Below are 25,927 nucleotides of genomic sequence, written 5' to 3'. Positions count from 1 at the left end.
AGGACAAAGAAGCCTTGGACCATTTCGACTATGTGAACGGCGCCATGCATGTGGAGCAGGTGCCGATGGCACAGATCGCGCAAGCGGTCGGCACGCCCGTCTATATCTATTCCACCGCCACGCTGACGCGCCACGTCAATGTCTTTCGCGACGCGCTGTCGCAGCTTAGCGACCCGCTGATCGCCTTTGCGGTGAAGGCTAACCCCAATGGCGCGGTGCTGGCGACCCTGGCGAAGCTGGGGCTGGGTGCGGACGTGGTTTCGGGCGGTGAGCTTCTGCGCGCGATCGCGGCAGGCATTCCGGCGAACCGCATCGTCTTTTCCGGTGTCGGCAAGACGGCCGAGGAAATGCGCCTCGCGCTGGAGCATGGCATTTTCCAGTTCAACCTGGAAAGCGAGCCGGAAGCGGAAATGCTGTCCGAAGTCGCGCTGTCGATGGGGAAGAAGGCGCCGGTTGCTTACCGCATCAACCCCGATGTCGATGCAGGGACCCATGCGAAGATCTCGACCGGCAAGTCTGAAAACAAGTTCGGCATCCCTTATGATCGTGCGCTGGACAGCTACGCCGCCGCGCGCGATCTTCCCGGCCTGGATGTGCAGGGCGTCGCCGTTCATATCGGCAGCCAGCTGACCGACCTGACGCCGCTGGAAGCCGCTTTCACCAAGGTAGGCGCGCTGATCGAGCAGCTGCGCGCCGCGGGTCATGCGATCCGCACCGCCGATCTGGGCGGCGGCCTTGGCGTGCCCTATGATCCGTCGCTGCCGATCCCGCCGCTTCCGCAAGCCTATGGCGAGATGGTGACGCGTGTGACCCAGGGATGGAACGTCCGCCTGATGTTCGAGCCCGGCCGCGTCATCGTCGGCAATGCGGGCGCGCTGCTGTCCCGTGTCGTGCGGGTGAAGCAGGGGGCGCAGGCGCCTTTTGTCATCGTCGATGCGGCGATGAACGATCTGATGCGTCCCAGCCTCTATGACGCCTGGCACGACATTCGCGCAGTCGATCCGGTGGGACGACGGGCGACCGCCAATGTGGTCGGCCCAGTGTGCGAGACGGGCGATACCTTCGCGATGCACCGCGACATGGATGTGGTGCAGGCGGGCGATCTGGTCGCCTTCATGACCGCAGGCGCTTATGGCGCAACCATGGCCGGGACCTATAACAGCCGTCCACTGACGCCCGAAGTTCTCGTTTCCGGCGACAAATGGGCCGTGGTCCGCGCGCGGCCGCCGATCCAGGCGCTGATCGAAGCGGATAGCATCCCGGATTGGGTCAAGGACTGATGAAGAGCCTGCCCGTTTTCCTGGCGCTGACGGGCAGGGCCGTCATCCTGACTGGAAAAGGGGAAGCGGCGGACGCCAAGCGGCGTCTGCTCGAACGCGCGGGCGCGCGCATTGTGGGTGAGGGTGATGAGGCCGCAATCGCCATCGTGGCCGATGGCGACGACGCGACGGTCGCCCGGCTCAAGGCGCGGGGCGTGCTGGTGAACGCTACCGACCGCCCTGACCTGTGCGACTTTACTTTGCCTGCGATCATCGATCGTGATCCGGTGCTGATCGCCATCGGTACGGGTGGCGCGTCGGCGGGGCTCGCCAAGGCGCTGCGCCAGCGGATCGAGGCGCTGCTGCCGCAGAAGCTCGGTTCGCTTGCCACCGCGCTTTACGATGCCCGCGCCGCGATCCGCGCGCGCTGGCCCGATGCGAGCGCGCGCCGCCGCGCGATCGACGCTGGGCTGGCGGCTGGCGGGGTGATCGATCCCATGCGCGACGATGCGGCGGACCGGGTGCCGTTGTGGCTGGCCGAGAAGGGCGATGCGGCCGCCTCTCGCTTCATTCACATCTCTCTATTGTCCGGCGAGCCTGACGACCTGACGCTGCGGGCCGCGCGCCTGCTGGGGGAGGCCGACCGCATCTATCATGCACCGGAAGTGCCGCCCGCAATTCTCGACCGCGCCCGCGCCGACGCTGCGCGCATCCGGGCGGCCGCGCCGCCGGCCGATCCGGGCGAAGGTCTCTCGCTCTGGCTGGAACTACCGCGATGAGCCGGGTCTTCGTCAATGAGGGCGGCCATGCCCGGGAAATCACCCTCGACGCCTTTTGCGCGGAGGCCGATCATGCGACCTTCAGCTGGATTCATGCCGACGGCTGGCGGGAGGATGCGCGCGACATCGTCTCCCGCTGCGATCACATGCCGGAAGCGGCGCTCTCCGCTCTGCTGGCGCAGGAAACACGGCCCCGTTGCACGCTGATGGCCCATGGTGCGCTCATCAACCTGCGCGGGCTGGGGAGTGAGGATGACGCTTCCGGCGATCCGCTGGTGTCGATCCGCCTGTGGGCCGAACAGGCGCGCGTCATTTCGGTCAGCTACCGTCCGCTCGCCGCCTTCGAGCCTGTGATGAAGCGCATGTTGGCAGGTACGATCCACGACCCCGGCGATTTGATCGCAGCCTTCGCGCAGGAAATCACCGAGGCGCTTGATCCGGAGATCGCACAACTGGGCGACAATCTGGATGAGATTGAAAGCACGCTGAGCGACACCGGGTCGCCCGAGGTGCGGCGCGAGGTTTCGGAGATCCGCGCCACGGCGATCAGCTACCGCCGCTTCATCGCGCCCCAGCGGCAGGCGCTCGAACGGCTGTCGGCCGCCGATGCGCCCTGGCTCCACGCAGACGACCGGCTGCATCTGCAGGAAGCGGCTGACCGTTGCGCCCGCATGGCCGAGGAACTGGAGGCGGTGCGCGAACGCTCCGCGCTTGCGCATGAAGAACTGACCGACCTGCGCGCCGAACAGATGAACCGGCAAGCGCTGATCATTTCCGTCGTGGCGCTTGTCTTCCTGCCGCTGACCTTCCTGACCGGCCTGCTGGGCATGAACGTGAACGGCATCCCCTTCGCCCATGAAGCCTGGGCCTTTTGGGGCGTGGTGGCGGTATGTGTCGCGATGGCGGCGGGGATTGGCGGCTGGTTCGCCGCAACCCACTGGTTGAGGCGCTGACCTTCAGTTCCGGCTGGCGCTCAAGCGCGCAATCTCCTCGTTCAGCGCCTGGATCGACGAGACCAGGCGCGCCCTGTCGGCTTGCAGTTCCTGAAGCGCATCGCGCGTCTCGCCCAGTTCCACGGCGCGCCGGGCGATGCGCGCGTCCAGTTCCGCATTATGTCGGGCAAGCGCGCTCACTTCGTCTGCGCGTTGGCAGAGATGGCGCAGCCGCGCGTCCAGCACGTCAAAGTCGAACGGCTTGGTGATATGATCGTCGGCCCCCGCCTCCAGCGCTTCCACCACGCTGATACTGTCCTGGCGCCCGGCGATCATGACGAAGCTTGCCTGGCCCGCCAGCCCTGCGGCACGGATTTTCCTCATCGTCGCGATGCCGGGGAGGATGACCAGGTTCATGTCGATCATGATGACATCGACGGGACGAGCGAGCAGGCAGTTCAGCGCCAAAAAGCCGTTTTCCGCTAGGGCGACGTCATAGTTCAGGTGCGACAGCCGGCGCGCCATCACCGCGCGGGCGGTGTCATCCTCATCAATCAGCAACAACCGGCGGCGGCGCTGCGGAACGCCCGTCCCGATATTGTCGCTGTTTGCGCTCCGCCGGACGGCATTGGGCTTGAAAAACTGCATCGCGTGCATCTCCTGCACAGCTTGATCTAGGATAACTGCGCAAAGAAATGGTTAATGCGCGCTTGCCTGTGGCCGCGCTTCCCCATCAGGCGCGTAGGCGCGCAGGAAGCAATCGACGGCGAAGGCGACATCCGTCTGGATCTGCTCTGCCGTGGGCGGTTCGCTATTGCCCCAGATCATCTGCTGGTGGCAGCCCGACAGGGTCAGGACGACCAGGGTCCTTGCCGCCAGTTGCGGATCGGTGCGCCGCAATTGCCCTCGCTCCATCCAGCCCTCCAGAAACCGCGCGAGCAGATTGCGCGTGTGGAGTGGCGCTAGTTCGAGGAAGATAGCGCCCATTTCGGGGAAACGGCTGGCTTCCGCGGCGACGAGCCGGTGCAGCGCGATCGCTTCGGGCGACGTCACCTTGCGCAACAAATCATGGCTGAAGCGAAGGAGGGTCGGCTCAAGCTCTCCGCGCGGATCGAGCAACTGGATCAGGCTGGCATGATAGGTTTCCGTCGCATCACGCAATACCGCGGCGAACAATTCCTCCTTGCTCGGGAAATAGCTCCACAATGTCCCCTTCGATCCACCCAGATCAGCAGCGATTGAAGACATGGTCGTGGCTGCATAGCCATTTTCCAGGAACGATCGCCGCGCCACCGCGATTATAGCGCCGCGACGGTCACGTCGGCGCGCTTCGCGGCGGGACATCAAAGGGGTGTCGGTCGATTCTGTCATAAAAGCGTACCATAGAGTACGATATTTTTATTGACAAGGCTCTGTAGCAGGAGCAAGGGCATTTTTCATACCAGTTAGTACGGTTTATATGTCCGTGAGTCGTTTCATCCCTTCCTTGCGTACCGGCGCTTCGGCAGCGGCGATGCTGGCCTTGGCCGCCTGCGCGTCGGTGCCCGATCTTGGTTCCAAGCCGACTCCCCGAACGGCACAAAGCGTCGCGGCGTCCCAGACCTTGGGGCAGGGCAGTGCCCTCTGGCCTGAGGAGGGTTGGTGGAAGGTCTATGGCGATCCCCAACTTGACGGCCTGATGGAAGAGGGGCTTGCTGCCTCGCCCGATATGGCGGCCGCCGCCGCTCGTTTCCGCCAAGCGTCCGCCGCCGCACAGCAGGCTGGAGCGCCGCTCCTGCCGTCGGTCGATCTGAAGGGATCAGCCGCTGCGACCAAGCAGAGCTATAATATGGGCTTCCCCAAGGACTTCGTGCCCAAGGGATGGCTTGGCACCGGGCAGGTTGCGCTGGATTTCAATTTCGACCTCGACCTGTGGGGCAAGAACCGCGCGGCGTTGGCCGCAGCCACTTCGGAGGCGGAGGCGGCGCGCATTGATGCGCAGCAGGCGCGGTTGGCGCTCACCACCGGGGTTGCAGACGCCTATGCCGATCTCGCCCGGCTTTACGACCAACGGGCGATTCAGCAACGGGCGCTCGATATCCGCGCCGCCAGCCAGAAGCTGGTGACGCAGCGGCAGCGCAACGGCCTCGAAACGCGCGGCAGCGTACGGCAGGCTGACGCGACGGTCGCTTCTGCGCGGGCGACGCTGGCTGGCATAGACCAGTCGATCGCGGTTCGCCGTCATCAGATCGCGGCGTTGATCGGCGCGGGTCCTGATCGGGGGCTTGCGATCGCGCAGCCTCGGCTGGGCAACCTCGCTCCACTTGGTCTGCCGGCCGACGTCACCACCAACCTGGTGGCGCGCCGTCCCGACATTGCCGCGGCGCTCGCCCGTACGGAGGCAGCGGCCAAGCGCATCAAAGTGGCGCGGGCGGATTTCTTCCCCGCCATCAGCCTGAGTGCACTCGTCGGCGTCCAGTCGCTGGGATACAATACTTCCTTCCTGGACCAATCTGCATCAGGCCCGCGTTCCTTCCTCGACACCTTGTTCAGTAAGGATTCGCTGTTCGGCACAGTCGGTCCGGCGATCAGCCTGCCTATCTTCCATGGCGGTGAACTCAGAGGTCGCTATCGCGGCGCTCGCGCGGCCTTTGACGAAGCGGTGGCCAATTATGACAAGACCGTTTTGGGCGCCTATCGGGAAGTGGCCGATGCCGTCACTAGCCGCCGCATCCTCGACCAGCGGCTGACGGAAGCGCGCGCGGCGTTGGCGGCGTCGGCAGAAGCCTATGCGATCGCGCAGAAACGCTATCGCGGCGGCCTGTTCACCTATCTCGATGTGCTGAACGTCGAAGACCAGCTGCTCGCGGCGCGTCAGTCCGTTGCGGAGCTGGAAGCCAGCGCCTTCACGCTGGACATTGCCCTCATTCGTGCGCTGGGTGGCGGCTTCGCCGCCAGCGGCACTTCGTCCAAGGACCTCTCCAATGGCTGATGCAGCCCCCGAATTCACGTCCGAAGCCGGCACGGTCGATAAGAGCGCGCGGATGGAACAGCGCAAGAAATGGCTGGTCCGCCTGGGTTTAGCCGTGCTCATCCTCGGGGCCGTCTATGGCCTTTGGTATCTGTTGGTCGGCCGCACGTATGTCGGCACCGACAATGCCTATGTGAATGCGGAAATCGCGCAGGTCACACCGCTCATCTCCGCGCAGGCGATCGAGGTGCGGGTGACCGACACGCAGGCGGTGAAGCGCGGCGACATATTGGTGCGGCTCGACCCGACCAACGCGCGGATCGCCATAGCGCAGGCGGAAGCGGACCTTGCCGAAGCGCGCCGCCGTTTCCGCCAGACAGCAGCAACCAGCACCTCGCTCGCCGCGCAGGTTGACGCGCGGGGAGCCGCTATCGCTCAAGCGAACGCTCAACTCGCAGCCGCGCAGGCCGACTATGACAAGGCGCGCATCGATCTGCAGCGGCGCGAGGCGCTTGCGCCCGAAGGCGCAGTGTCGGGCGATGAGGTCACCAGCGCGCGCAAGGCTTTTGCCTCTGCACGGGCGGGGCTGGCGCAAGCGCGGGCAGGGGTGGCGACAGCCAAGGCGACCCAGGGCGCGGCAGAAGGGGAGCTGGCGGCCAATGATGCGCTGGTGCGCGGATCGACGATCGAAACCGATCCCGCCGTACTCGCCGCCAAAGCGAAACTCGAAAATGCACGGCTGGATCTTGATCGCACCGTGATCCGTGCGCCCATCGATGGCGTCGTGACGCGCAGACAGGTGCAGGTCGGCCAGCGTGTGGCGCAGGGCAACCCGATCATGAGCATCGTTCCGCTTGCCCAGGTCTATGTCGATGCCAATTTCAAGGAGCGGCAGCTGCGTCGCGTCCGCATTGGCATGCCCGCAACGGTGGTGGCGGACATCTACGGCGGCGACGTCGTCTATCATGGCAAGGTCATCGGTTTCTCGGGCGGCACAGGCTCATCCATGGCGCTGATCCCGGCGCAGAACGCGACCGGCAACTGGATCAAGGTGGTTCAGCGCCTGCCGGTGCGCATCGCGCTTGATCCCAAGGAACTGGCCGCACATCCGCTGCGCGTGGGGCTTTCGACCGAGGTCGAAATCGATCTGTCGGGCGATTGAGGAGCCGTGCGGTGACCGGCGCGGCCGAAACCTTTCCGCTGAATCCACGCCAGCGCATGCTGGCGGGGATGGTGCTGGCGTTCAGCAATTTCATGGTCGTGCTGGACTTGACGATCGCCAATGTGTCGGTGCCGCACATCGCGGGAAATCTCGGCATCTCGCCGGACCAAGGCACCTGGATCATCACATCCTACGCTGTGGCGGAAGCGATCTGCGTGCCCCTTACCGGCTGGCTTGCCCAGCGGTTCGGGACGGTGCGCCTCTTCATCTGGGGCATGATCGGCTTCGGGCTCTTCTCCTTGCTGTGCGGTCTATCGACCACGCTCGGCATGATCGTCGCCTGCCGGATCGGGCAGGGTTTGTGCGGCGGTCCGCTGATGCCGATGTCGCAGACGCTGCTGATGCGCATCTATCCGCCCGAACAGCGTGCGAAGGTGATGGGGCTGTGGGCCATGACCACGCTGGCGGGACCCGCGGTCGGGCCGATCGTCGGCGGCTATATCAGCGACAATTGGAGCTGGCACTGGATCTTCTTCATCAACCTTCCGATCGCCGCCGTCTGCGTCTTTGCGGCGATGGCGTTGCTGGGGCCTGTCGAAACCGAAAGACGCAAGCTGCCGATCGACTATATAGGTCTTGGCCTTCTGGTCTTCTGGATCGGGTGCCTTCAGATCATGCTGGATACGGGCCGCGACCATGATTGGTTCGGCGATCCGATGATTGTCGCGCTGGCCGTGATGGCCGCGGTCGGCTTCCTCGTCTTCATCATATGGGAACTGACCGAAGAGCATCCGATCGTCGATCTGCGGGTGTTCCGCCATGTCGGCTTCACATCGGGCGTGGTGACGCTGTCCCTGTGCTTTGGCGCCTATTTTGCGGGCATCGTCATCATCCCGCAATGGCTTCAGATGTCGATGGGCTACACGGCCTATTCGGCGGGTTTCGTGACCGCCTTCACCGCGATGACCGCGATTCTGGCGGCCCCTTTCGCCGGACGCGCCGTGGGTAAGATCGATGTGCGCTTCCTGATTTCCGGGTCGGTGATCTGGATGGGTTTTGTCACGCTTTGGCGCTCTGGCTGGACCACTACGGCTGATTTCTGGACGCTGGCGCTGCCACAGGTTGTCCAGGGTTTCGCCATGCCTTTCTTCATGATCCCGCTGACCACCTTGACCCTGGGCTCCGTACGGCCGGAGGAAACCGCTTCGGCAGCGGGCATGCAGAGCTTCCTGCGAACTCTTGCCGTTGCGATCTCCACCTCGATCGTCCTCACTGGCTGGGGCAACGGCCAACGCGTCGCGCGCGACGGATTGGTGTCCGCGCTGGATCCGGGCGTAGGCTCCTCGCTGGCCGGAACAGGCATAACCGCTGCACAGACGCCGCAGATGATCGCCGATCTGGTCGATCAGCAAGCGACCGTGCTGTCGATGAACAATGTCTTCTTCGTCGCCGCGCTGGTCCTGTTCCTCGCCGGGGCGCTGGTCTGGATTGCGCCCAAGCCGACCGCCCGAGTGGACATGTCGGCCGCTCACTGACCGAGGCGGATTTCCCGGCTTATCCCGATGGCGCGCAGAAATGCCTCGTCATGGCTCACGACGATCAGCGCGCCGTCATAGCCGGCCAGCCCTTGTTCGATCGCGGCGATGCTATCGAGGTCAAGATGGTTGGTCGGCTCGTCCAGCATCAGCAGCGGCGGGAGCACCGCACCGCCCAGCACGCAGGCCAGCCCGGCGCGCAGCAACTGTCCGCCGCTAAGGCTCCCGGCGCTTTGCAACGCGAGGTCCGCGCGGAACCGGAAGCGCGCCAGCGCCGCTCGCACCTCATTATGCGTCGCTTGAGGGTGCAAGCGCGAGAAATTTTCGGCGATACTGGCGCTCGGGTCGAGCAGGTCCACCCGCTGGTCGAGCAGTGCGCAGGCGACGGGCCGATCGACGCGCCCCGACAATGGGGACAGGGTGCCCGCGATGACGTGCAGCAGCGTCGATTTGCCTGCGCCATTGGGGCCGCTGATCGCGATCCGTTCGGGGCCGGTGATATTTAGCGATAAGTCGTGGAGCACTGGTTTGCCCCCCGCCCGACCCGCGGTCATATGGTCCATCACAACGATCCTTTGCCCCGCCGATAGGCCCGTCGATGGCAGCGCGACCGTCAGACTTTCGACCCGTTCGATCCGCTCGCGCGCGGCGCTCGCGGCCTCTGCGGCCTCCAGCCGTAAGCGATCCGCGAGCCGGGCCGCTTCGCCGCCTGAGCCCTCGGCCCGGTCCTTGCGCATGCCGATCAGGATGCGCGGCATATCGCCTTTCGCTCCCTTTCGCGCACCTGCGGCATCTCGCCGTTGCTTGCGCTCAGTAGCCGTTTGCGTTCGCTTGGCGACGTCTTTCATCCGCTTTTCGGCCTGGGCGAGGTCCTGTTCCGCCGCTGCGAGTTCGACCGCCTTACGCGCCTGCCAAGACGAGAAGTTTCCTCCGTGGCGGTTGATGCCCAAGCTGGTCAGTTCGGCAATCGCGTCCATCTCTTCCAGCAGGGCGCGGTCATGGCTGACAACGATCGCTCCCGCACGCCAGCGTCCCAGCAGCGCAATGAGCGCGGTTCGGCCTTCCGCATCCAGATTATTGGTCGGTTCATCCAGGAGCAGGAAGTCGCGTTTGGCGAAAACCGCTCCAGCAAGCGCCGCCCGCGTGCGCTGGCCGCCGGACAGTTTAGCCAACTCTGTTTCCAGGGCGGCGGTGAGGCCGACCTCGGCCAGCGCTTCCTCCAGCCGGGCCGACAGCGTCCAATCGCACGCCTCCAACTCATCAACTGTGGCTTCCCCGCGCTCCGCCTTGACGAGCAGCGCTACAGCGTCCCGAACGCCGAACAGGTCGGCGATTGTTTCACCGGGATTGACCTGCACCGTCTGGCGCAGTTCGGCCACCTTGCCATTGAGCTGGACACTTCCTCCGCCTGGCTTCAGTCGGCCGGAGATGAGCGCGAGCAGCGTCGATTTGCCGACGCCATTGCGTCCGACAAGCCCAATCCGCTCGGAAGTGAAACGAAAATCGAGGTCCGAAAGGACGCTGGTCCCGTCAGGCGCGGACCAGCTTAAACGAGAGAGAATGATCGAAGGCATGGACAAAAAACTTCCTGAAAGCAGAGCGTTGGGGCAGCGCGATCAGGTGCATGTCCATGTTGATGATCCTCCGAAAACTGGTTCGTGCTAATATAGCAGGGCCGTGCTGCTGGCAACCGGTGACACCCGGCACCGATTGACGCGGCGCGGCATCGCGGTCACTGAAGGGCCAAAAGGGCTGGGTCAGATGCGAATCGTCATCATCGATGACAGTGGCCTGCGCGCGACGGTTCTGGAAGAAGGACTGCGCGAAGCAGGCTATGACGACATCCATATCGTTCCCCCGCGCGGCGGCTTCGTTGCGCGGCTCGAACGCATGGCGCCTGATGTCGTGCTGATGGATCTTGGCAGTCCCAGCCGCGACACGCTGGAGGAAATGCTCTCGGTCAGCCGCGCTCTCGCCCGGCCGATCGCCATGTTCGTCGATCAATCGGACGAATCGATGATCGGCGCCGCGATCGATGCGGGCGTGTCCGCCTACGTCGTCGATGGGTTGCGCAAGGAGCGGGTGAAGCCCGTGCTGGAACTGGCGGTGCGCCGCTTCAACGCGTTTGCCCGGCTGCAGACCGAGTTGGACGAGGCGCGCACCGCGCTGTCCGACCGCAAGATCATCGACCGCGCCAAATCCATTCTCATGAGCCAGCGTGGCCTCAGCGAACCGGACGCCTATACGCTGCTGCGGTCGAGCGCGATGAATCAAGGGAAGAAAATCGTGGATGTCGCTCAGGCTCTGATTACGGCCAGCGACCTGTTGGGAGGGGGCCTGTGACGACAGCATTGCGCATCGCCTATCTGCCGCTGACCGATTCTGCCGTGCTGGCGGTGGCGCGGGAAAAGGGCTTCGCAGAAGAAGAGGGCATCACGCTCGACCTTGTCCGCACCACCAGTTGGGCGACGTTACGCGACCGGCTTGCCTTTGGGCAGGTGCAGGCCGCGCATATGCTGGCTCCGCTCGCCATCGCCGTCACGCTGGGTCTGAGCCAGCAACCTGCGCCTCTTTCCGCGCCCTACAAGCTGAATGTTAACGGCAATATGCTGGTGATGGCGAAGGAGTTCGCCCAGGCGCTCGACCCGGATGTGGCTGCCCGGCTCGACGATCCGCTGGGGACCGCGCATGACTTTGCCGCCGCGATCGGGCTTTGGAAGCGCAAGCCCGTGATCGGCGTCGTCCATCGCTTTTCGAGCCACTCTCTCATGTCGCGCTATTGGCTGGCGAGCGCGGGTGTCGATCCCGACCGGGACGTGTTGTTGCGCGTCGTGCCCCCTTCGCTAACTGTGGAAGCCATGCGCGCGGGCGAGATCGACGGTTTCATTGCGGGCGAACCTTGGGGTAGCGCCGCGGTTGATGCCGGCCTTGCCGAAGCGGTTGCGATCGGGGAGCGCATCTGGCAGCGGGGAGTCGAGAAGGTGTTGGCCTTTCGCACGCCCTGGCTGGAAGAAAATCCCCATGTCGTTGATGGTTTGATCCGAGCGCTCGCGCGGGCGGCCGCCTGGTGCGACGAGCCCGCCAACCACGAAGCACTGGCGCATCTGCTGTCTCAACCGCATTTCGTCGATCAGCCCGCCGACCTGATCCAGCGCGCGCTGTCCGGCCGCATCACGGCGCGGGCGGACATGCCGTCGCTCGACATGCCTGATTTCATGCTTTTTTCCCGTGAGGCCACGCCCTTTCCCTGGCGCAGTCAGGCGCTGTGGTTGTATTCGCAGATGGTCCGCTGGAAGATGGTGGAGCATACGCCGGAGAATGCGGCGAAGGCGGGAGCGGTCTTTCGGCCGGATATTTTTCGCCGCGCACTCGCAGAGAGCAATGTGCCTATCCCCGGAGCCAGCATGAAGGTGGAAGGCGCTGTCGCCACGCCGCTGGCCGTGGGCTCCAAGCGGGGTGAACTGACGTTGGGACCGGACAGATTCTTCGACGGACGCGTGTTCGACCCCGAACGGATCGAGGATTTTCTGGCGAGTTTTTAGCTTTGGCTCGACGCGGCCACAGCGTCCTTCAGGAAATTGTGCCTTGCAACATGAGGCGAATCATTAGATAAGGGAGAGGTCGCGCGACGAAGCGCGTTTACGGATGAGCACGCCCAAGGATGGGGTCGCGCTCTCCAAACAGAATTTTGCAGCAAAGCCGCTGGCCGGGTCTCGTGAAGAACGAGCGTCCGGAGAGCGGCTTTTTTTGTGTCCATTTCACAAGATTGAAGGACGTCATCATGGCAACTGCTTATTGGGACAGCGAGAAAGGCGCAGAGGGGCAAGCCGCTCCGACCAGCTTCTGGAAAGCTGGCCACACGCCGACCCTTATCGCTGCCTTCCTCTATTTCGACCTCGCCTTCATGGTGTGGGTGCTGCTGGGGCCGCTCGCGCCGTCCATTTCCAAGACGCTGGGCCTGACGCCTGCTGAAAAGGGGCTGATGGTCGCCGTTCCGACGCTCGCAGGCGCTTTGCTGCGCGTGGTCAATGGCCTGCTGGTCGATCGCATCGGCTGCAAGCAGGCGGGCGCGATCAGCCAGGTGATCGTTATCGTCGGCCTTGCGACGGCGTGGTTCATGGGCGTCAACAGCTTTGGTGGCACGCTGGCGTTGGGCGTGATCCTGGGCTTTGCCGGTGCCTCTTTCGCGATCGCGCTGCCGCTAGCCAGCCGCTGGTATCCGCCAGAGCATCAGGGCAAGGCCATGGGCCTCGCCGGCATGGGCAATTCGGGCACGGTGCTGGCTTCGCTCTTCGCGCCGATCCTAGCCAAGCTGTTCGGCTGGAACTCGGTGCTGGGCCTTGCCTGCATTCCGCTGACCATCGTCTTCATCGCCTATATGTTCATGGCGAAGAATGCGCCCAATGCGCCCGCTCCGAAGAAGCTGGTCGACTATTTCCGGCCGCTCAAGTCGGCTGACGCCTGGTGGCTGATGGGCTTCTATGCGGTGACCTTTGGCGGTTTCGTGGGCCTTGCTGCCTCACTGCCGATCTACTTCACCGACCAGTTCGGCCTGACCCCGATCGTTGCGGGCTATTGCACCGCGGGCTGCGTGTTCGCCGGGTCGCTGGTCCGTCCGATGGGCGGCGCGCTCGCCGACAAGATCGGCGGCGTCAAGGCGCTGATGATGGTCTATATCGCCGCCGCGCTGGCGCTCGCCGGTGTGTCCTATGCGCCGACCCTGGTGTCCGCGCTGGGCTTCTTCGTCGCCGCGATGCTGGCGCTGGGTGTGGGCAACGGATCGGTGTTCCAGCTGGTGCCGCAGCGTTTCCAGCAGGAGATCGGCGTAATGACCGGGCTGGTCGGCATGGCGGGCGGCATCGGCGGCTTCTACCTTGCCTCGTCGCTGGGCATCGCCAAGCAGTTCACCGGCAGCTTCGCGCCCGGCTTCCTGATCTTCGCGGGCCTTTGCGTGGTCGCGTTCCTCGGCATTTCGCTGGTCCGCGCCCGCTGGCGCGCGACATGGAGCAGCGCCGCGCGCATCTGATGAATTAGCAGGAGAGGAGGCGGCGGCCCGCGAAGGCTGCCGCCCTTTTCGCGTTTGCGAAGGGTTCACTTTCGCAGTTTGCAAAGAAAAGTTTGGCTAAGGAATCACTTGACCCGACCCGTGATTCATTTATGCTGCAATGCGAAGGGCAAGGTTGTCCTCGAACTACATAGCTGACTGGGTCCATGGACGGATCGCATGAAGCGTGAATGATGGCAAAGCCGCCATCCAGACCTCTGGGTTCAAAGCCCAGGTGTCCGGATGGCGGCTTTTTTTTTATTCTGGAGTCAAGGGATGGATTTTCAGAACAACACCGGACCGGAGACGGCCAGCGAAGAGGAAATCTTCGTGCCCTCCGACGATGTTCGTGAGCATCTGGTGGTTGTTGGCAACGGCATGGCCGGCTGCCGCGCGATCGAGGAACTGCTGGCACGGGATGCGGGACGCTATCGCGTCACCATCTTCGGCGCCGAGCCCTATGTGAACTATAACCGCATTATGCTCTCGCCGGTTCTGGCCGGGGAGAAGAGCTTCGATGACATCATCATCAACAGCCGCGAATGGTACTCGGAAAATAATATCGAGCTGATCGCGGGTGATCCGGTGACGGGAATAGACCGCACCGCCAAGACCGTCACGAGCCAGTCGGGTCGCACTGTTGGCTATGACAAGCTGCTGATCGCCACCGGGTCGGATCCCTTCATCATCCCGGTTCCAGGGAAGGATCTGCCCGGTGTCATCAGCTTCCGCGACATGAAGGATGTCGACACCATGCTGGAGGCCGCGAATGGCGGCGGCCGCGCGGTGGTGATCGGCGGCGGTCTGCTTGGGTTGGAAGCCGCACACGGCCTGACCCTGCGCGGCATGAAGGTGACCGTCATCCACCTCATGGACACGCTGATGGAGCGGCAGCTGGACGAAGCGGCCGGCTGGCTGCTTAAGACAGCGCTCGAAGGCCGCGGCCAGACCATCCTGACCGGCGCCAACACCGCTGAGATCTATGGCGACGGCAAGGTCGAGGGCGTCCGCCTCAAGGATGGCAGCGAAATCCCGGCGAGCCTGGTGGTGATGGCGGTGGGCATCCGCCCTTCGACCGCCTTGGCGCGCGAAGCCGGCCTCGACGTTAATCGCGGCATCAAGGTCGATGACCATATGGTCACCAGCGACCCTGACGTCCTCGCCGTTGGCGAATGCGTCGAGCATGACGGCAATGTCTATGGCCTCGTCGCCCCGCTCTGGGACATGTGCCGCAGCCTCGCGGACGGCCTCACCGACCAGCATACGGGCTATAAGGGCTCGGTCACCTCGACCAAGCTCAAGGTCGCGGGCCTGGACGTTTTCTCCGCTGGTGACTTCTCGGGCGGCGAAGGTTGCGAGGACATCGTCCTGCGCGACGCGTCGCGCGGCGTTTACAAGCGTGTCGTGGTCAAGGATGACAAGGTCATCGGCGCGGTGCTCTACGGCGATACGGCGGACGGCGGCTGGTATTTCGACCTGCTCAAGCGGGGCGAGGATGTCGGCGAGATCCGGGACCTGCTGATCTTCGGCCAGGCTTTCGCCTCTGGAGGGGGCGCACTGGACCCTAAGGCGGCCGTTGCGGCGCTCTCGGACGATGCCGAGATTTGCGGCTGCAACGGCGTCAGCAAGGGCCAGGTCGTCGCTTGCATCGAAGCGGGCAATTGCAGCCTCGATGCGGTGCGTGGATCCTGCAAGGCTTCGGCCAGCTGCGGCAGCTGTACCGGCCTTGTCGAGAATTTGCTGGCGGTGGTGCTGGGCGACGACGTTCAGTCCGGCCCGAAGACGATGTGCAAATGCACCAGCTTCGGCCATGACGATGTCCGCCGCGAAATCGTGGCGCAGAATATGCGCTCGATCCCCGAAGTGATGCAGAAGCTGCACTGGTCGACGCCGGACGGTTGCTCGTCCTGCCGCCCCGCGCTCAACTATTATCTGCTCTGCGCGCTGCCGGGTGAATATCAGGACGACCAGCAGAGCCGCTTCGTCAATGAGCGCATGCACGCCAACATCCAGAAGGACGGCACCTATTCGGTCGTTCCGCGCATGTGGGGTGGCCTCACTAACCCGCGTGAGCTGCGCGCGATCGCCGACGTGGTCGAGAAATATGATGCGCCGATGGTGAAGGTCACCGGCGGCCAGCGTCTCGACATTTTCGGTATCAAGAAGGAAGACCTGCCCGCCGTCTGGGCCGACCTCAATGCCGCGGGCATGGTGTCGGGTCACGCTTACGGCAAGTCGCTGCGCACGGTGAAGACCTGCGTCGGGTCCGAATGGTGTCGCTTCGGCACGCAGGACTCCACCGGCCTTGGCGTCAAGACCGAGCGGATGACCTGGGGATCGTGGATGCCCCACAAGTTCAAGATCGCCGTGTCGGGCTGCCCCCGCAATTGCGCGGAGGCGACGATCAAGGACTTTGGCGTGGTCTGTGTGGACTCGGGCTACGAACTGCATGTCGGCGGCAATGGCGGCATCCATGTCCGCGCCACCGACCTGCTGTGCAAGGTGTCGACCGAGCAGGAGGCGCTCGATTATTGCGCCGCCTTCACCCAGCTCTATCGCGAGGAAGCCCGCTATCTGGAGCGCACCGCGCCTTGGATCGAGCGTGTCGGCGTCGAATATGTCAAGCAGCGCATCGTGGAAGACGACGCTGGCCGTGAGGCCCTGCGTGCCCGCTTCCTCTATTCGCAGAGCTTCAGCCAGGATGATCCCTGGGCCGAACGCGCAGCCGGTGCGAATGCAGAACTGCATCAGCATCTCGACCCCATCGCCATCGCTGCGGAGTGAACGACATGACCGATTGGATCGATATCGGAACGCTGGCCGACATTCCCCAGCGTGGCGCGCGCACCGTGCGGATTGCCGGCGAAAAGGAAATCGCCGTCTTCCGCACCGGCGACGACAAGGTCTTCGCGCTGGTCAATGAATGCCCGCACAAGAAAGGCCCGCTGAGCCAGGGCATCGTCCATGGCCATAGCGTCGCCTGCCCGCTCCATAACTGGAACATCGCCCTGAAGACGGGCGAAGCGCAGGGCGCGGATGAAGGCTGCACGCCGACCATCGCGGTGAAAGAGGAGGGCGGTCGCATCCTGATCGCCCGCCCGACCGAGATGAAGGCGGCGGCTTGAGCTTCCGGTCCCCAGCCACAACGGCGGGGACCCGGGTGGGGGTTGCATGCTGGCCATCCCTTGCGGCATGCGCCTCCACCCAATTCTCTCTCTTGGACAAGAGGTAAGAGCATGACTCAGGCCATCCGCACCACCTGCGCCTATTGCGGCGTTGGTTGCGGCATTTCGGCCACGCCGACCGGGCCCCGGTCGGTCACGATCAAGGGCGATGAAGCGCATCCCGCCAATGGCGGGCGCCTCTGCTCCAAGGGCACGCATCTTGGCGAGACGGTGGGGTTGCAAGGCCGCCTCCTGCACCCGATGATCGGCGACAAGCGCGCCAGCTGGGGCAAGGCGCTCGACATGGTGGCGAAGCGCTTTCGCGAGACGATCGAGCGCTACGGACCCGACAGCGTGGCTTTCTACGTGTCCGGTCAGTTGATGACCGAAGATTATTATGTCGCCAACAAGCTGATGAAGGGCTTCATCGGCTCCTCCAACATCGACACCAACAGCCGCCTCTGCATGTCGAGCGCGGTTGCCGGCCACAACCGCGCCTTTGGCGAGGATGTCGTGCCCGCCAGCTATGACGATCTGGAGGAAGCGGACCTGATCGTGCTGGTCGGCTCCAACACCGCCTGGTGCCACCCGATCGTCTATCAGCGCATCCAGGCCGCCCGCGCCGCACGCGGCACCAAGCTGGTCGTCATTGATCCGCGCCGCACCGAGACTTGTGAAGGCGCCGACCTGCACCTGCCGGTAAAGCCCGGCACCGACGTCGCGCTGATGAACGGTCTGCTCGCCTGGTGCGATCAGGAAGGCATCGCCGACCCAGCCTATATGGCCGAGCATGTGAACGCACCCGAAGGCTTTTGGGAGCATATCCGCACCGGCCATGATCTGTGGAGCACGGCCAAGACCTGCGACATCGCACCCGCGCTGCTGGAGCAGTTCTTCAGGCTGTTCGCCGCGACCCCGCGCACCGTCACGATGTTCAGCCAGGGCATCAACCAGTCGATCCGCGGCACCGATCAGGTCAACGCGATCGTCAACGTCCACCTCGCCACCGGCCGCATCGGCAAGCCGGGCGCCGCGCCCTTCTCGATCACCGGCCAGCCCAACGCGATGGGCGGCCGCGAAGTCGGTGGGCTTGCCTCGACGCTCGCCAGCCACATGGACTTTGCGCCTGAAAATGTGGAGCGAGTGGGCCGCTTCTGGGCTGCGCCGAAGATGGCGACCAAGCCGGGCTTGAAAGCCGTAGATCTCTTCCGCGCGATCAACGAAGGCCGGGTGAAGGCGCTATGGGTCATGGCGACCAATCCCGCCGTCTCGCTGCCCGACGCCAACCGCGTGCGTGAGGCGCTGGAAGCCTGCCCCTTCGTCGTCGTCTCGGACATCATCGCCGACACCGACACCAGCGCTTATGCCGACGTTCGCCTGCCCGCCGCCGGTTGGGGCGAGAAGGACGGCACCGTTACCAATTCGGACCGCACCATCAGCCGCCAGCGTCCCTTCCTGGCGCTGCCCGGCGAGGCCAAGCCCGACTGGTGGATCGTGACCGAAGTCGCGCGCCGCATGGGCTGGCGCAACGCCTTCGCCTATGATCGGCCCGCCGACATCTGGCGCGAACATGCGCGCCTGACCGCCTATCAGAATGACGGCCAGCGCGTGCTCAACCTGCGCAGCCACGCCACCATCGGTAACGACGCCTATGAGACGATGGAGCCCTTCCGCTGGGGCGGCGACAAGCCCTTCGCCGATGGCCGCTTCTCGACCCCGGAGGGCAAGGCGCGGCTGGTTCTTACCAAGCAGTTGGAGTTGCAGGAGCCGCTAAAAGCATGGCCGCTGACGCTTAACACGGGGCGCTATCGCGATCAGTGGCACACCATGACGCGTACCGGCCTTGCGCCCAAGCTCGCCCGTCACCGCGAGGAACCGCTGGTCGAAGTCCATCCGCAGGACGCGCAGGCGCTGGGCATCGCCGATGGTGATCTCGCCCGCGTCTCTACCGCGCAGGGGAACAGCCTCTTTCGCGCCAGCGTCAGTGAAGGTCAGCGCGTCGGCGAGATATTCACGCCGATCCACTGGACCGACCAGATTTCGACCGGCGGCCGCACTGGCCTGCTGCCCCGTCCCCTGGTGGATCCGCATTCGGGCCAGCCCGGCTTCAAGGCGACCCCGGCGGCGCTTGAGAAAGTCTCGACCGAATGGAAGGGCTTCCTGATCCTGCGCGGTGAGCAGCCCGCCAAGGTCCCCTGCCTCTGGGCGACCCGCATCACCGTGACGGGCGGTGCGCTTTACGAGGTCGCGGGCAATGGGGATGCGGTGCGGCTCGAAGCCTGCCTGCCGAAGGGTGATCGGGTCGAAGCCATCGACCAGACGCGCGGCACCCGCCGCGTCGCGATCATCGCGGAAGGGAAGCTCGCGGGCATCCTGATCGTCACTAAGACCGGCCTGCTCCCGTCGCGCGACTGGCTGATCGGCCAGCTCCAGGTCGAAGAGGTGGGCGCCTCCGTCCTAGCCGCGCGGGGGCCGGGCAACCAGCCGGACAAGGGGCCGACCATCTGCGTCTGTTTCGACATCGGCCTCAATCAGATCATGGCCGCCATACGCGAGCAGAATCTCGTCGATGTGCCCGCCATCGGCAAGGCGATCGGCGCGGGCACCAATTGTGGATCATGCCGCCCCGCGCTCGCCAACATCCTGACCCAAATTCCGCAGGAGACACTCCATGCAGCAGAATGAGCTTATCGCCCCCGGACAGGTCTGGCTGGTGGGCGCAGGTCCGGGCGACCCGGACCTGCTCACCCGGAAGGCCGAAAAGCTGATCGCGGCAGCGGAGATCGTCTTCTATGACGCGCTGGTGGGGCCCGGCGTACTCGACCTCATCCCCGAGGGGGTCGAACGGGTGAGTGTCGGCAAGCGTTCGGGCCGACACAGCAAGGCGCAGGAAAGCATCAACGACCTGCTCCTCGCCGCTGCCAAGGCCGGGAAGCGCGTCGTGCGCCTCAAGGGCGGTGATCCTTCCGTCTTCGGTCGTTCGGCGGAAGAAATGGAGCATCTGGCCGCAGACGGCATTTCCTTCCGCATCTGCCCCGGCATCACCACGGCCAGCGCGGCGGCGGCGAGTGGCCATGCCTCGCTCACCCTACGCGGCGTGGCGCGGGGCCTGACCCTGGTGACGGCGCATCTGAAGGCCGGCGAACCGCTCAAGCTCGACTGGGAAACGCTGGCCCGACCCGGCGGCACGCTCGGCATCTATATGGGTCGCGCCGCTGCCGGAGAGATCAGCCGCCAGCTGATCGCCGCTGGGCGTGATCCGGAAACGCCCGTGATGGTGGCGGTCAATGTCTCGCTCCCCAGCGAACGGCTGATCCGCGGCAAGCTGTCCGCGCTTGCCTTCCTGGTCGCCACGATCAGCGATGAAGATCCGACCCTGCTTCTGATTGGCGAAGCGGTGGCGGGCACGGCCATGCCTGGTGAGGTCGCCGCAAGCGTCGCTCTTCAGGCTTGAAGGCTCAGCCCTCCGCACCTTCGCCTTGAGCTTGTCGATGCCCCTGCCTTAGTTGGAAGGAAGGTAAGGGGCATCGACAGGCTCAGTCCTGATAGCGCAAACCATCAAGATCTTCCGGCCGGTTGATATTGGGCAGCACGATATCCGCCCGGTCCACGATCTGCGCGCCGATCCGCTCCAGCCAGCCATAGATGGAGCGGTTATTCTCTTCGGCCAGGTGCGCGTCCAGCTCTCCCGCCAGCGAAGCGGGCCAGAACCCGGCAAGTTGCTGCCCCTTCAGCACCGCCGCGCCATCTGCGGTCAGCGCCTCCGCCAGCGCGGCCGGATAGACCGGCATGTCGCACCCGATCGTTAGCACCCCGTCAAAGCCCTGGCCTGCCGCATGATGCAGCGCCGCGTTCAGCCCGCCCAGCGGCCCCATGTCTGGGGCAGGCCGATCGGGTAGGCCCGTCACCCCCTCCATCGCCCGGCCGCAAACCACCACCGCCTCCACATGCGGCGCAATCGCCGCCATCGCATGCTCCAGCAGGATGCGCCCGTCCGGCATCACGGCCAGCGCCTTGTCGCTCCCGAACCGGCTGGATCGCCCACCGGCTAGCACCGCGCCCAGCAATCGCATCGATCCACTCCTTGGCAGAACCTCTGCTTTCCCCTATGGCGCGGCGCGTGAGCGGGCAACCGCTGACATAAGAAGATCGCGCCGGTGCCCATTGGGCTTGAAAGGGAATGCGGTGCGGATAGCGTGGCTATCCAATTCCGCGGCTGTCCCTGCAACTGTAAGCGGCGAGCGCGATGCACTGTGGAACCCGCCGTCTTCAAAGGGGAGGCGATGGGGGCCAGCCACTGGGCCAGACGGCCCGGGAAGGCCGTGCATCGCTGCCTTGACCCGCGAGCCAGGAGACCTGCCAGCGCATGGTCGCTCTTGTCCAGGATCCAGGGATAGGTCCGGGCACGGTGTTTTCCGTCTGAGCGACGCGAAGCGGCGGGGGCCGCATCGGTGCGCGGGGCGGGGCGCTGGCGTCTGTCCTTACCGCGTGTCCGGCCGTTTGCGCGGAGACCCTCGCCCAAGAGTCGCCTGACGCTCAGGGAAGACGAACATGTTCAAGACCGGAATTTCACTGCTGGCGCTTCTCGCCGCCACCCCCGCGCTCGCAGGGGATAATGACGAGATCATCGTCACCGCGCTCGGCATCGAGCAGCCTCGCGATGAAGTCGGCCAGGCCGTCACCGTAATCGACGCACAGACCATCGAAACGCGCCAGTCGGTCAGCATCGCCGACCTGCTGATCACGACGCCGGGCGTACGGTTCAACCGTGCTGATGTGGTGGGCGGGGTTACGGGTATCTCGATCCGCGGCGCGGAAACGACGCAAACGCTGGTGCTGCTCGACGGCGTCAAGGTCAACGACCCCAGCGGCATCGGCGATCTCTATGACTTCGGCAATCTCCTGACCGGCAACATCCGCCGAGTCGAGATACTGCGCGGCTCCAACTCGGTCGTCTATGGCAGCCAGGCGATTGGCGGTGTCGTCAACATCATGACCGGCGAGCCTGCCGAAGGCTTCGGCGGCAGCGCCTCGATCGACTATGGCTATGCCGACACGCTGAACGCCAAAGCCGATGTGTCCGGCAGCAGCGGCATCGCGTCGGGCGGCGTGGGCGTCGCTTATTTTCGCACTGACGGCATTTCCGCCGCCCAGGGCGGCACGGAAAAGGACGGCTATGAGAATATCGCCACCCACGCCAAGCTGAAGCTCGCCTTCACCAACAATCTCAGCCTCGATTTGCGCGGCTATTATATCCACGCCGATCTCGACACCGACATCTTCTTCGGCGCGCCGATGGAGTCGACGGACAGCAGCAAGCTGAACCAATATGTCGGCTATGCGGGCATCAACCTCGCCCTGTTCGACGGCAAGCTGACCCAGCGGGGCGCCGTCACCTGGCTTCGTAACGATCGCGACTATTTCTCGCCCTTCGGGGATTATGGCTATTCGGGCACCAACCTTCGCTTCGAATATGAGGGCGTCTATCAGCCCATTGATCAGGCCAAGCTGGTCTTCGGCTATGAGCATGAGCGGCCGGATTATGATTTCTACGGCTTCGGCAGCGGCGGCGCCAAGGCGAATATCGACAGCGTCTATGCCCTCGCCGTCGTGAAGCCCTTCACCGGCCTCTCGCTCACCGGCGGCGTGCGCCACGACGATCACAGCCAGTTCGGCGGTGCGACCACGCTCGGCGCCAACGCCAATTACACGCCCAATGCTGGCCGCACCAACATCCGCGCCAGCTATGGCGAAGGCTTCAAGGCGCCATCGCTCTATCAACTTTATGATGGCTTCAACGGCAATCCCGCCCTTCGGCCCGAAAAGTCGAAGAGCTACGACATCGGTTTCGATCATAGCGTCGTGGGCGGCCGCGCGATGATCTCCGTCACCGCCTTCCGCCGCGACACACGCGACCAGCTCTATTTCGACGGCTTCATCCTGCCCTTCGGTCAATATATCAACCTGACCCGGACCCGGGCCAAGGGTGTTGAGGCCGCCGTCACGCTGAAGCCCGTCGATGCGCTCACCGTCACGGCTGCCTACAGCTATATCGACGCGATCGACCGGTCGGAAGGCGGCATCAACGAAGGCAAGCTGTTGCCCCGCCGTGCCAAGAATGCGGTGAGCGTCTCGGCCGACTATGTCTGGTCCTTCGGCCTGTCGATGGGCGCTACGCTGACCATGGTGGGCGACAGCTTCAACGACGCTGCCAATACGCAGCGACTTGACGGCTATGCTCTGCTGGGCGTCCGTACATCCTTCCCGATCAACGAACATCTCGAGATTTACGGCCGCATCGACAATCTCGCCGATGAAGAATACTCGACGGTCTATGGTTACAACACCTATGGCCGCTCGGCCTTTGGCGGCGTGCGTGTCCGCTTCTAAAGCCTGGCGAGAGGGGCTGGCGTGAGCCTCAGCCCCTCAATTCTGCGCAACGGTGACCTGCGCCACGATACTGCGCGCGGCCTCCACATAGGCGGGGCCGCCGCACACCGTCCACGCCTGCGGAACGCGGATGCGGGGGATGGAACGCAGCGCCGGATGGTGCAGCATCTCCGTTCCCTGATCGACGACATTCTCGCTGCCGCTCTCGACGATCAGCCAATCGGGCCTTGCCGCGATCATCTCCTCCAGCGGTACCTGGGCAAGCGAGGCTTTGCCCAGCTTCCCCGCCAGATTGACGAGCCCCGCGCGCCGGATCAGTTCATCGACCAGCGTACCCGTCCCGGTCATATAGCCGCGCCGCTGATAATAGGCTGCGACCCCGCCGCGTCCAGCCTGAGGCAGCGGGGCAAGATCGCGATCCATGCGCCGGATCAGCGCCTCCCCGCGCTCGCGATGTCCGACCGCCGCGGCGACCTCACGAATTTGGGCCCGGATCGTGACCAGACTGTCCGCACTGGCCAGCCCCAGCGTTCGCCACTGGCCCGGCGGGGCGCCGACCACGCTTCCCGCACCATCGGGAAGGCCGATCAAAAGATCGGGCCGCATCGCCAGCACCTCCTCGGCGGGGCGGCGGAGCGTGCGAAACCGGCGCGCCTTCGCCACCGCTGCCGACAGTTCCGGATCATGGCCATAGGGGCTGAGGGCGACGATCTGCCGGGGATCGGCAAGCGCCAGCACATATTGATCCGCGCAGGTGTTGAGCGACACGATCCGCTTGGGAGCAGGGGCGGCCGCACCCGTCAGCCCCAGCACACAGAGCGCCGCGATGATAGTCCTGCCTCGCATCCTGTCGCGTCCCCCACGGTGTCGCGAAGCTCTACCAAGCACCTGCAAGGACGCAAGCCATGACCGCCCGGCGTCATCCGCTGCTGATGCCCGCGCTCATCGCGCTCACGCTTGTGGCCGCGCTCGGCTCGCTCACGCTGGGCGCTGTCCCGCTGTCGCTCCCGCGCATCCTGGCCGTCCTTGGTGGAGGGGGCGACGAGATCGCCCGCGCTATCCTCATCGACCTGCGCCTGCCCCGCATGCTGCTCGGCCTGATCGTTGGCGCCATGCTCGGGCTCGCTGGCGCATCGCTCCAGGGCTATCTGCGCAACCCGCTCGCGGAGCCATCGGTGCTGGGCGCATCCAACGCCGCAGCCTTGGGGGCCGTCTGTGCCCTCTATTTCGGCCTCGCGCAACTGCATCCCGCCATTCTCCCGCTGCTCGCCATCACCACCAGCCTCATTGCGATCACCGCACTGTTCCTGCTCGCGGGTCCTTCGGAAAGCCCCCTGACGCTCATCCTCGCGGGCATCGCCGTCGCGACATTGACGGGGGCGGGGATCAGCCTGTCGCTCAATCTCTCGCCCAATCCTTTCGCGGCGATGGAGATCATGAGCTGGCTGATGGGCAGCCTGGAAAATCGCAGCTACGCCCATGTCTGGATTGCGCTTCCCTGTGTCCTCATCGGCGCGGCGCTGCTCATCGCCGATGGTCGCACCCTTGACGCGCTGACACTGGGGGAGGAGGGGGCGCAGGCCCTTGGCGCGGACCTAGGCAAGGCGCGCCTGCGCATCATGCTGGGCGTTGCGATCGGCGTCGGCGGCGCGGTCGCCGTGTCGGGCGCGATCGGCTTTGTCGGCCTCATCGTCCCGCATCTCGTCCGCCCGCTAACCGACCGCTCGCCCTCCGCCGTCCTGCTTCCGTCGCTGCTGGGCGGGGCGGCGCTGCTGACGCTGGCCGACATCGGCGTGCGCCTGATCCCGACCAGCAGCGAACTCAAGCTCGGGGTCCTCACCGCGCTGCTGGGCGTCCCGGTCTTCCTTGTCCATCTGATGCGGGAACGGCGGCTATGGTGACGATCCGTGCGCAGGATATTTCCGTCCGCCTCGGCCGCCATCCGGCAGTCGATGGCGTCACCCTTGCGCTGGAGCCCGGCCAGCTGGTCGGCATCATCGGTCCCAATGGCGCGGGCAAATCGACGCTGATTCGCGCCCTGCTCGGCCTGACGAAGCTCGTCGGCGGCGAAATCGAGATTGATGGCAGCCCCGCGGCGCGCCTCTCGCGCCAGGAGATCGCCCGCCGCATTGCCTATCTGCCGCAGGGACAGACGCTGCACTGGCCGTTGCTGGTGGAAAGGCTGGTCGCGCTAGGCCGCATGCCTCATCTCGGGCCGCTCTCCCGCCTGTCTCCCCACGACGAAGCGTTGGTCGATGCCGCTCTCGCCCGCGCCGACGTCCTTCATTTGAAAGGCCGTGTGGCCACCGAATTGTCAGGCGGCGAACGCGCTCGCGTCCTCCTTGCCCGCGCGCTCGCGGTCGGTGCGCCCGGCCTGATCGCCGATGAACCGCTCGCCGCGCTCGATCCGGGGCATCAGATCGATGTCATGGACCTGTTGAAGGCTGAAGCAAGCGCGGGATCCCTGGTCGTCACGGTGCTCCATGATCTCGGGATGGCCGCACGGTATTGCGACCGCCTGCTGCTGATGGACAAGGGCAAGCTCGTGGCCGATGGCGCGCCGCTGGAGGTGTTGACCGAGCAAAGCCTCGCCGAGGTTTATGGCATTTCCGCTTGCATCGAACCGGATCGCGACTGGCCCCTGATCCTGCCGACGGGACGGATCAAGGACTAGCACTATCTCGTTCGTCCTGAGCCTGTCGAAGTGCGCCA

General features: G+C 64.9%; 21 protein-coding genes and 1 riboswitch. Of the genes, 16 read left to right on the top strand and 5 right to left on the bottom strand.

From position 1 onward, the window contains the following. Positions 1-14 precede the first annotated feature (14 nt). From lysA to ACFO3E_RS00305, 3 genes are read left to right on the top strand one after another with little or no spacing between them, the layout of a single operon-like run. The gene (gene lysA, locus ACFO3E_RS00315) at positions 15-1,280 is read left to right on the top strand and encodes a diaminopimelate decarboxylase (protein ID WP_066524967.1); all 1,266 of its coding nucleotides are present in this window, start codon (positions 15-17) and stop codon (positions 1,278-1,280) included. Next, positions 1,280-2,038 carry a precorrin-2 dehydrogenase/sirohydrochlorin ferrochelatase family protein gene (locus tag ACFO3E_RS00310; RefSeq protein WP_066524964.1) on the top strand — a complete coding sequence of 253 codons (759 nt, stop codon included), beginning with the start codon at positions 1,280-1,282 and terminating at the stop codon, positions 2,036-2,038. The genes lysA and ACFO3E_RS00310 overlap by 1 nt, the downstream gene beginning before the upstream one ends. Beyond that, positions 2,035-2,991: a zinc transporter ZntB gene (locus tag ACFO3E_RS00305; protein WP_066524962.1), complete on the top strand. Its 957-nt coding sequence runs from the start codon at positions 2,035-2,037 to the stop codon at positions 2,989-2,991. Before ACFO3E_RS00310 ends, ACFO3E_RS00305 begins: the two co-directional genes overlap by 4 nt. A gap of 3 nt (positions 2,992-2,994) precedes the next feature. Here the strand turns inward: ACFO3E_RS00305 and ACFO3E_RS00300 are convergent, their stop codons facing one another. Together ACFO3E_RS00300 and ACFO3E_RS00295 are read right to left on the bottom strand one after the other, a co-directional pair. After that, positions 2,995-3,618 (bottom strand): response regulator transcription factor, encoded by a 624-nt coding sequence (locus tag ACFO3E_RS00300; protein WP_066528730.1) that lies wholly within the window; start codon positions 3,616-3,618, stop codon positions 2,995-2,997. A 51-nt stretch (positions 3,619-3,669) separates the two neighbouring features. After that, on the bottom strand, positions 3,670-4,341 hold the full coding sequence (locus tag ACFO3E_RS00295) for a TetR/AcrR family transcriptional regulator (RefSeq protein ID WP_082919546.1): 672 nt from the start codon (positions 4,339-4,341) through the stop codon (positions 3,670-3,672). 88 nt (positions 4,342-4,429) lie between these two features. On the opposite strand from ACFO3E_RS00295, the gene ACFO3E_RS00290 reads away from it, so the two are divergent. From ACFO3E_RS00290 to ACFO3E_RS00280, 3 genes are read left to right on the top strand one after another with little or no spacing between them, the layout of a single operon-like run. Then, positions 4,430-5,941 carry an efflux transporter outer membrane subunit gene (locus tag ACFO3E_RS00290; protein ID WP_066524960.1) on the top strand — a complete coding sequence of 504 codons (1,512 nt, stop codon included), beginning with the start codon at positions 4,430-4,432 and terminating at the stop codon, positions 5,939-5,941. Next, positions 5,934-7,082, top strand: coding sequence for an EmrA/EmrK family multidrug efflux transporter periplasmic adaptor subunit (locus tag ACFO3E_RS00285; protein WP_380801681.1), 1,149 nt, complete (start codon positions 5,934-5,936; stop codon positions 7,080-7,082). The genes ACFO3E_RS00290 and ACFO3E_RS00285 overlap by 8 nt, the downstream gene beginning before the upstream one ends. 56 nt (positions 7,083-7,138) lie before the next feature. Continuing rightward, complete coding sequence (locus ACFO3E_RS00280; protein WP_066528726.1) at positions 7,139-8,617, top strand: DHA2 family efflux MFS transporter permease subunit; 1,479 nt, start codon at positions 7,139-7,141, stop codon at positions 8,615-8,617. On the opposite strand, the gene ACFO3E_RS00275 is transcribed toward ACFO3E_RS00280, so the two are convergent. Further along, entirely contained in the window at positions 8,611-10,191 is a 1,581-nt protein-coding gene (locus tag ACFO3E_RS00275) for an ABC-F family ATP-binding cassette domain-containing protein (protein WP_380801679.1), read from the bottom strand. The two genes, ACFO3E_RS00280 and ACFO3E_RS00275, sit on opposite strands and share 7 nt — an antisense overlap. A gap of 187 nt (positions 10,192-10,378) precedes the next feature. Here ACFO3E_RS00275 and ACFO3E_RS00270 point away from each other — a divergent pair, with 187 nt between their 5' ends. The 7 genes from ACFO3E_RS00270 (at position 10,379) to cobA (ending at position 20,279) form a co-directional block, all read left to right on the top strand. Further along, positions 10,379-10,960 carry an ANTAR domain-containing response regulator gene (locus ACFO3E_RS00270; protein ID WP_066528723.1) on the top strand — a complete coding sequence of 194 codons (582 nt, stop codon included), beginning with the start codon at positions 10,379-10,381 and terminating at the stop codon, positions 10,958-10,960. After that, positions 10,957-12,159: a CmpA/NrtA family ABC transporter substrate-binding protein gene (locus ACFO3E_RS00265; protein ID WP_066524953.1), complete on the top strand. Its 1,203-nt coding sequence runs from the start codon at positions 10,957-10,959 to the stop codon at positions 12,157-12,159. Before ACFO3E_RS00270 ends, ACFO3E_RS00265 begins: the two co-directional genes overlap by 4 nt. 239 nt (positions 12,160-12,398) lie before the next feature. Then, the gene (locus ACFO3E_RS00260; RefSeq protein ID WP_066528720.1) at positions 12,399-13,643 is read left to right on the top strand and encodes a nitrate/nitrite transporter; all 1,245 of its coding nucleotides are present in this window, start codon (positions 12,399-12,401) and stop codon (positions 13,641-13,643) included. Between the two features lie 294 nt (positions 13,644-13,937). Then, positions 13,938-16,445 carry a nitrite reductase large subunit NirB gene (gene nirB / locus ACFO3E_RS00255; protein WP_380801676.1) on the top strand — a complete coding sequence of 836 codons (2,508 nt, stop codon included), beginning with the start codon at positions 13,938-13,940 and terminating at the stop codon, positions 16,443-16,445. Positions 16,446-16,450: 5 nt separating this feature from the next. Beyond that, positions 16,451-16,786: a nitrite reductase small subunit NirD gene (nirD, locus tag ACFO3E_RS00250; protein WP_066528717.1), complete on the top strand. Its 336-nt coding sequence runs from the start codon at positions 16,451-16,453 to the stop codon at positions 16,784-16,786. A 111-nt stretch (positions 16,787-16,897) separates the two neighbouring features. Continuing rightward, positions 16,898-19,510 carry a nitrate reductase gene (locus tag ACFO3E_RS00245; RefSeq protein WP_066524947.1) on the top strand — a complete coding sequence of 871 codons (2,613 nt, stop codon included), beginning with the start codon at positions 16,898-16,900 and terminating at the stop codon, positions 19,508-19,510. Further along, a complete protein-coding gene (gene cobA, locus ACFO3E_RS00240) occupies positions 19,497-20,279 on the top strand; it encodes a uroporphyrinogen-III C-methyltransferase (protein WP_066524943.1) in 783 nt (260 codons plus the stop codon). Before ACFO3E_RS00245 ends, cobA begins: the two co-directional genes overlap by 14 nt. 82 nt (positions 20,280-20,361) lie before the next feature. Here the strand turns inward: cobA and mobA are convergent, their stop codons facing one another. Then, a complete protein-coding gene (gene mobA / locus ACFO3E_RS00235) occupies positions 20,362-20,898 on the bottom strand; it encodes a molybdenum cofactor guanylyltransferase (protein ID WP_066524941.1) in 537 nt (178 codons plus the stop codon). 65 nt (positions 20,899-20,963) lie between these two features. Continuing rightward, positions 20,964-21,203, top strand: a riboswitch (cobalamin riboswitch). Positions 21,204-21,376: 173 nt separating this feature from the next. On the opposite strand from mobA, the gene ACFO3E_RS00230 reads away from it, so the two are divergent. Then, a complete protein-coding gene (locus ACFO3E_RS00230; protein ID WP_066524939.1) occupies positions 21,377-23,215 on the top strand; it encodes a TonB-dependent receptor plug domain-containing protein in 1,839 nt (612 codons plus the stop codon). A 36-nt stretch (positions 23,216-23,251) separates the two neighbouring features. Here the strand turns inward: ACFO3E_RS00230 and ACFO3E_RS00225 are convergent, their stop codons facing one another. Next, positions 23,252-24,061: an ABC transporter substrate-binding protein gene (locus ACFO3E_RS00225; protein WP_066524936.1), complete on the bottom strand. Its 810-nt coding sequence runs from the start codon at positions 24,059-24,061 to the stop codon at positions 23,252-23,254. Positions 24,062-24,120: 59 nt separating this feature from the next. Here ACFO3E_RS00225 and ACFO3E_RS00220 point away from each other — a divergent pair, with 59 nt between their 5' ends. After that, a complete protein-coding gene (locus ACFO3E_RS00220) occupies positions 24,121-25,116 on the top strand; it encodes a FecCD family ABC transporter permease (RefSeq protein ID WP_066524934.1) in 996 nt (331 codons plus the stop codon). Then, positions 25,110-25,889 (top strand): ABC transporter ATP-binding protein, encoded by a 780-nt coding sequence (locus tag ACFO3E_RS00215; protein ID WP_380801673.1) that lies wholly within the window; start codon positions 25,110-25,112, stop codon positions 25,887-25,889. The genes ACFO3E_RS00220 and ACFO3E_RS00215 overlap by 7 nt, the downstream gene beginning before the upstream one ends. Positions 25,890-25,927: the final 38 nt, after the last annotated feature.

The organism is Sphingobium tyrosinilyticum, assembly GCF_042654265.1.
GTDB classification, from domain to species: Bacteria; Pseudomonadota; Alphaproteobacteria; order Sphingomonadales; family Sphingomonadaceae; genus Sphingobium; species Sphingobium tyrosinilyticum.
This window is presented reverse-complemented; position numbering and strand designations above follow the sequence as displayed.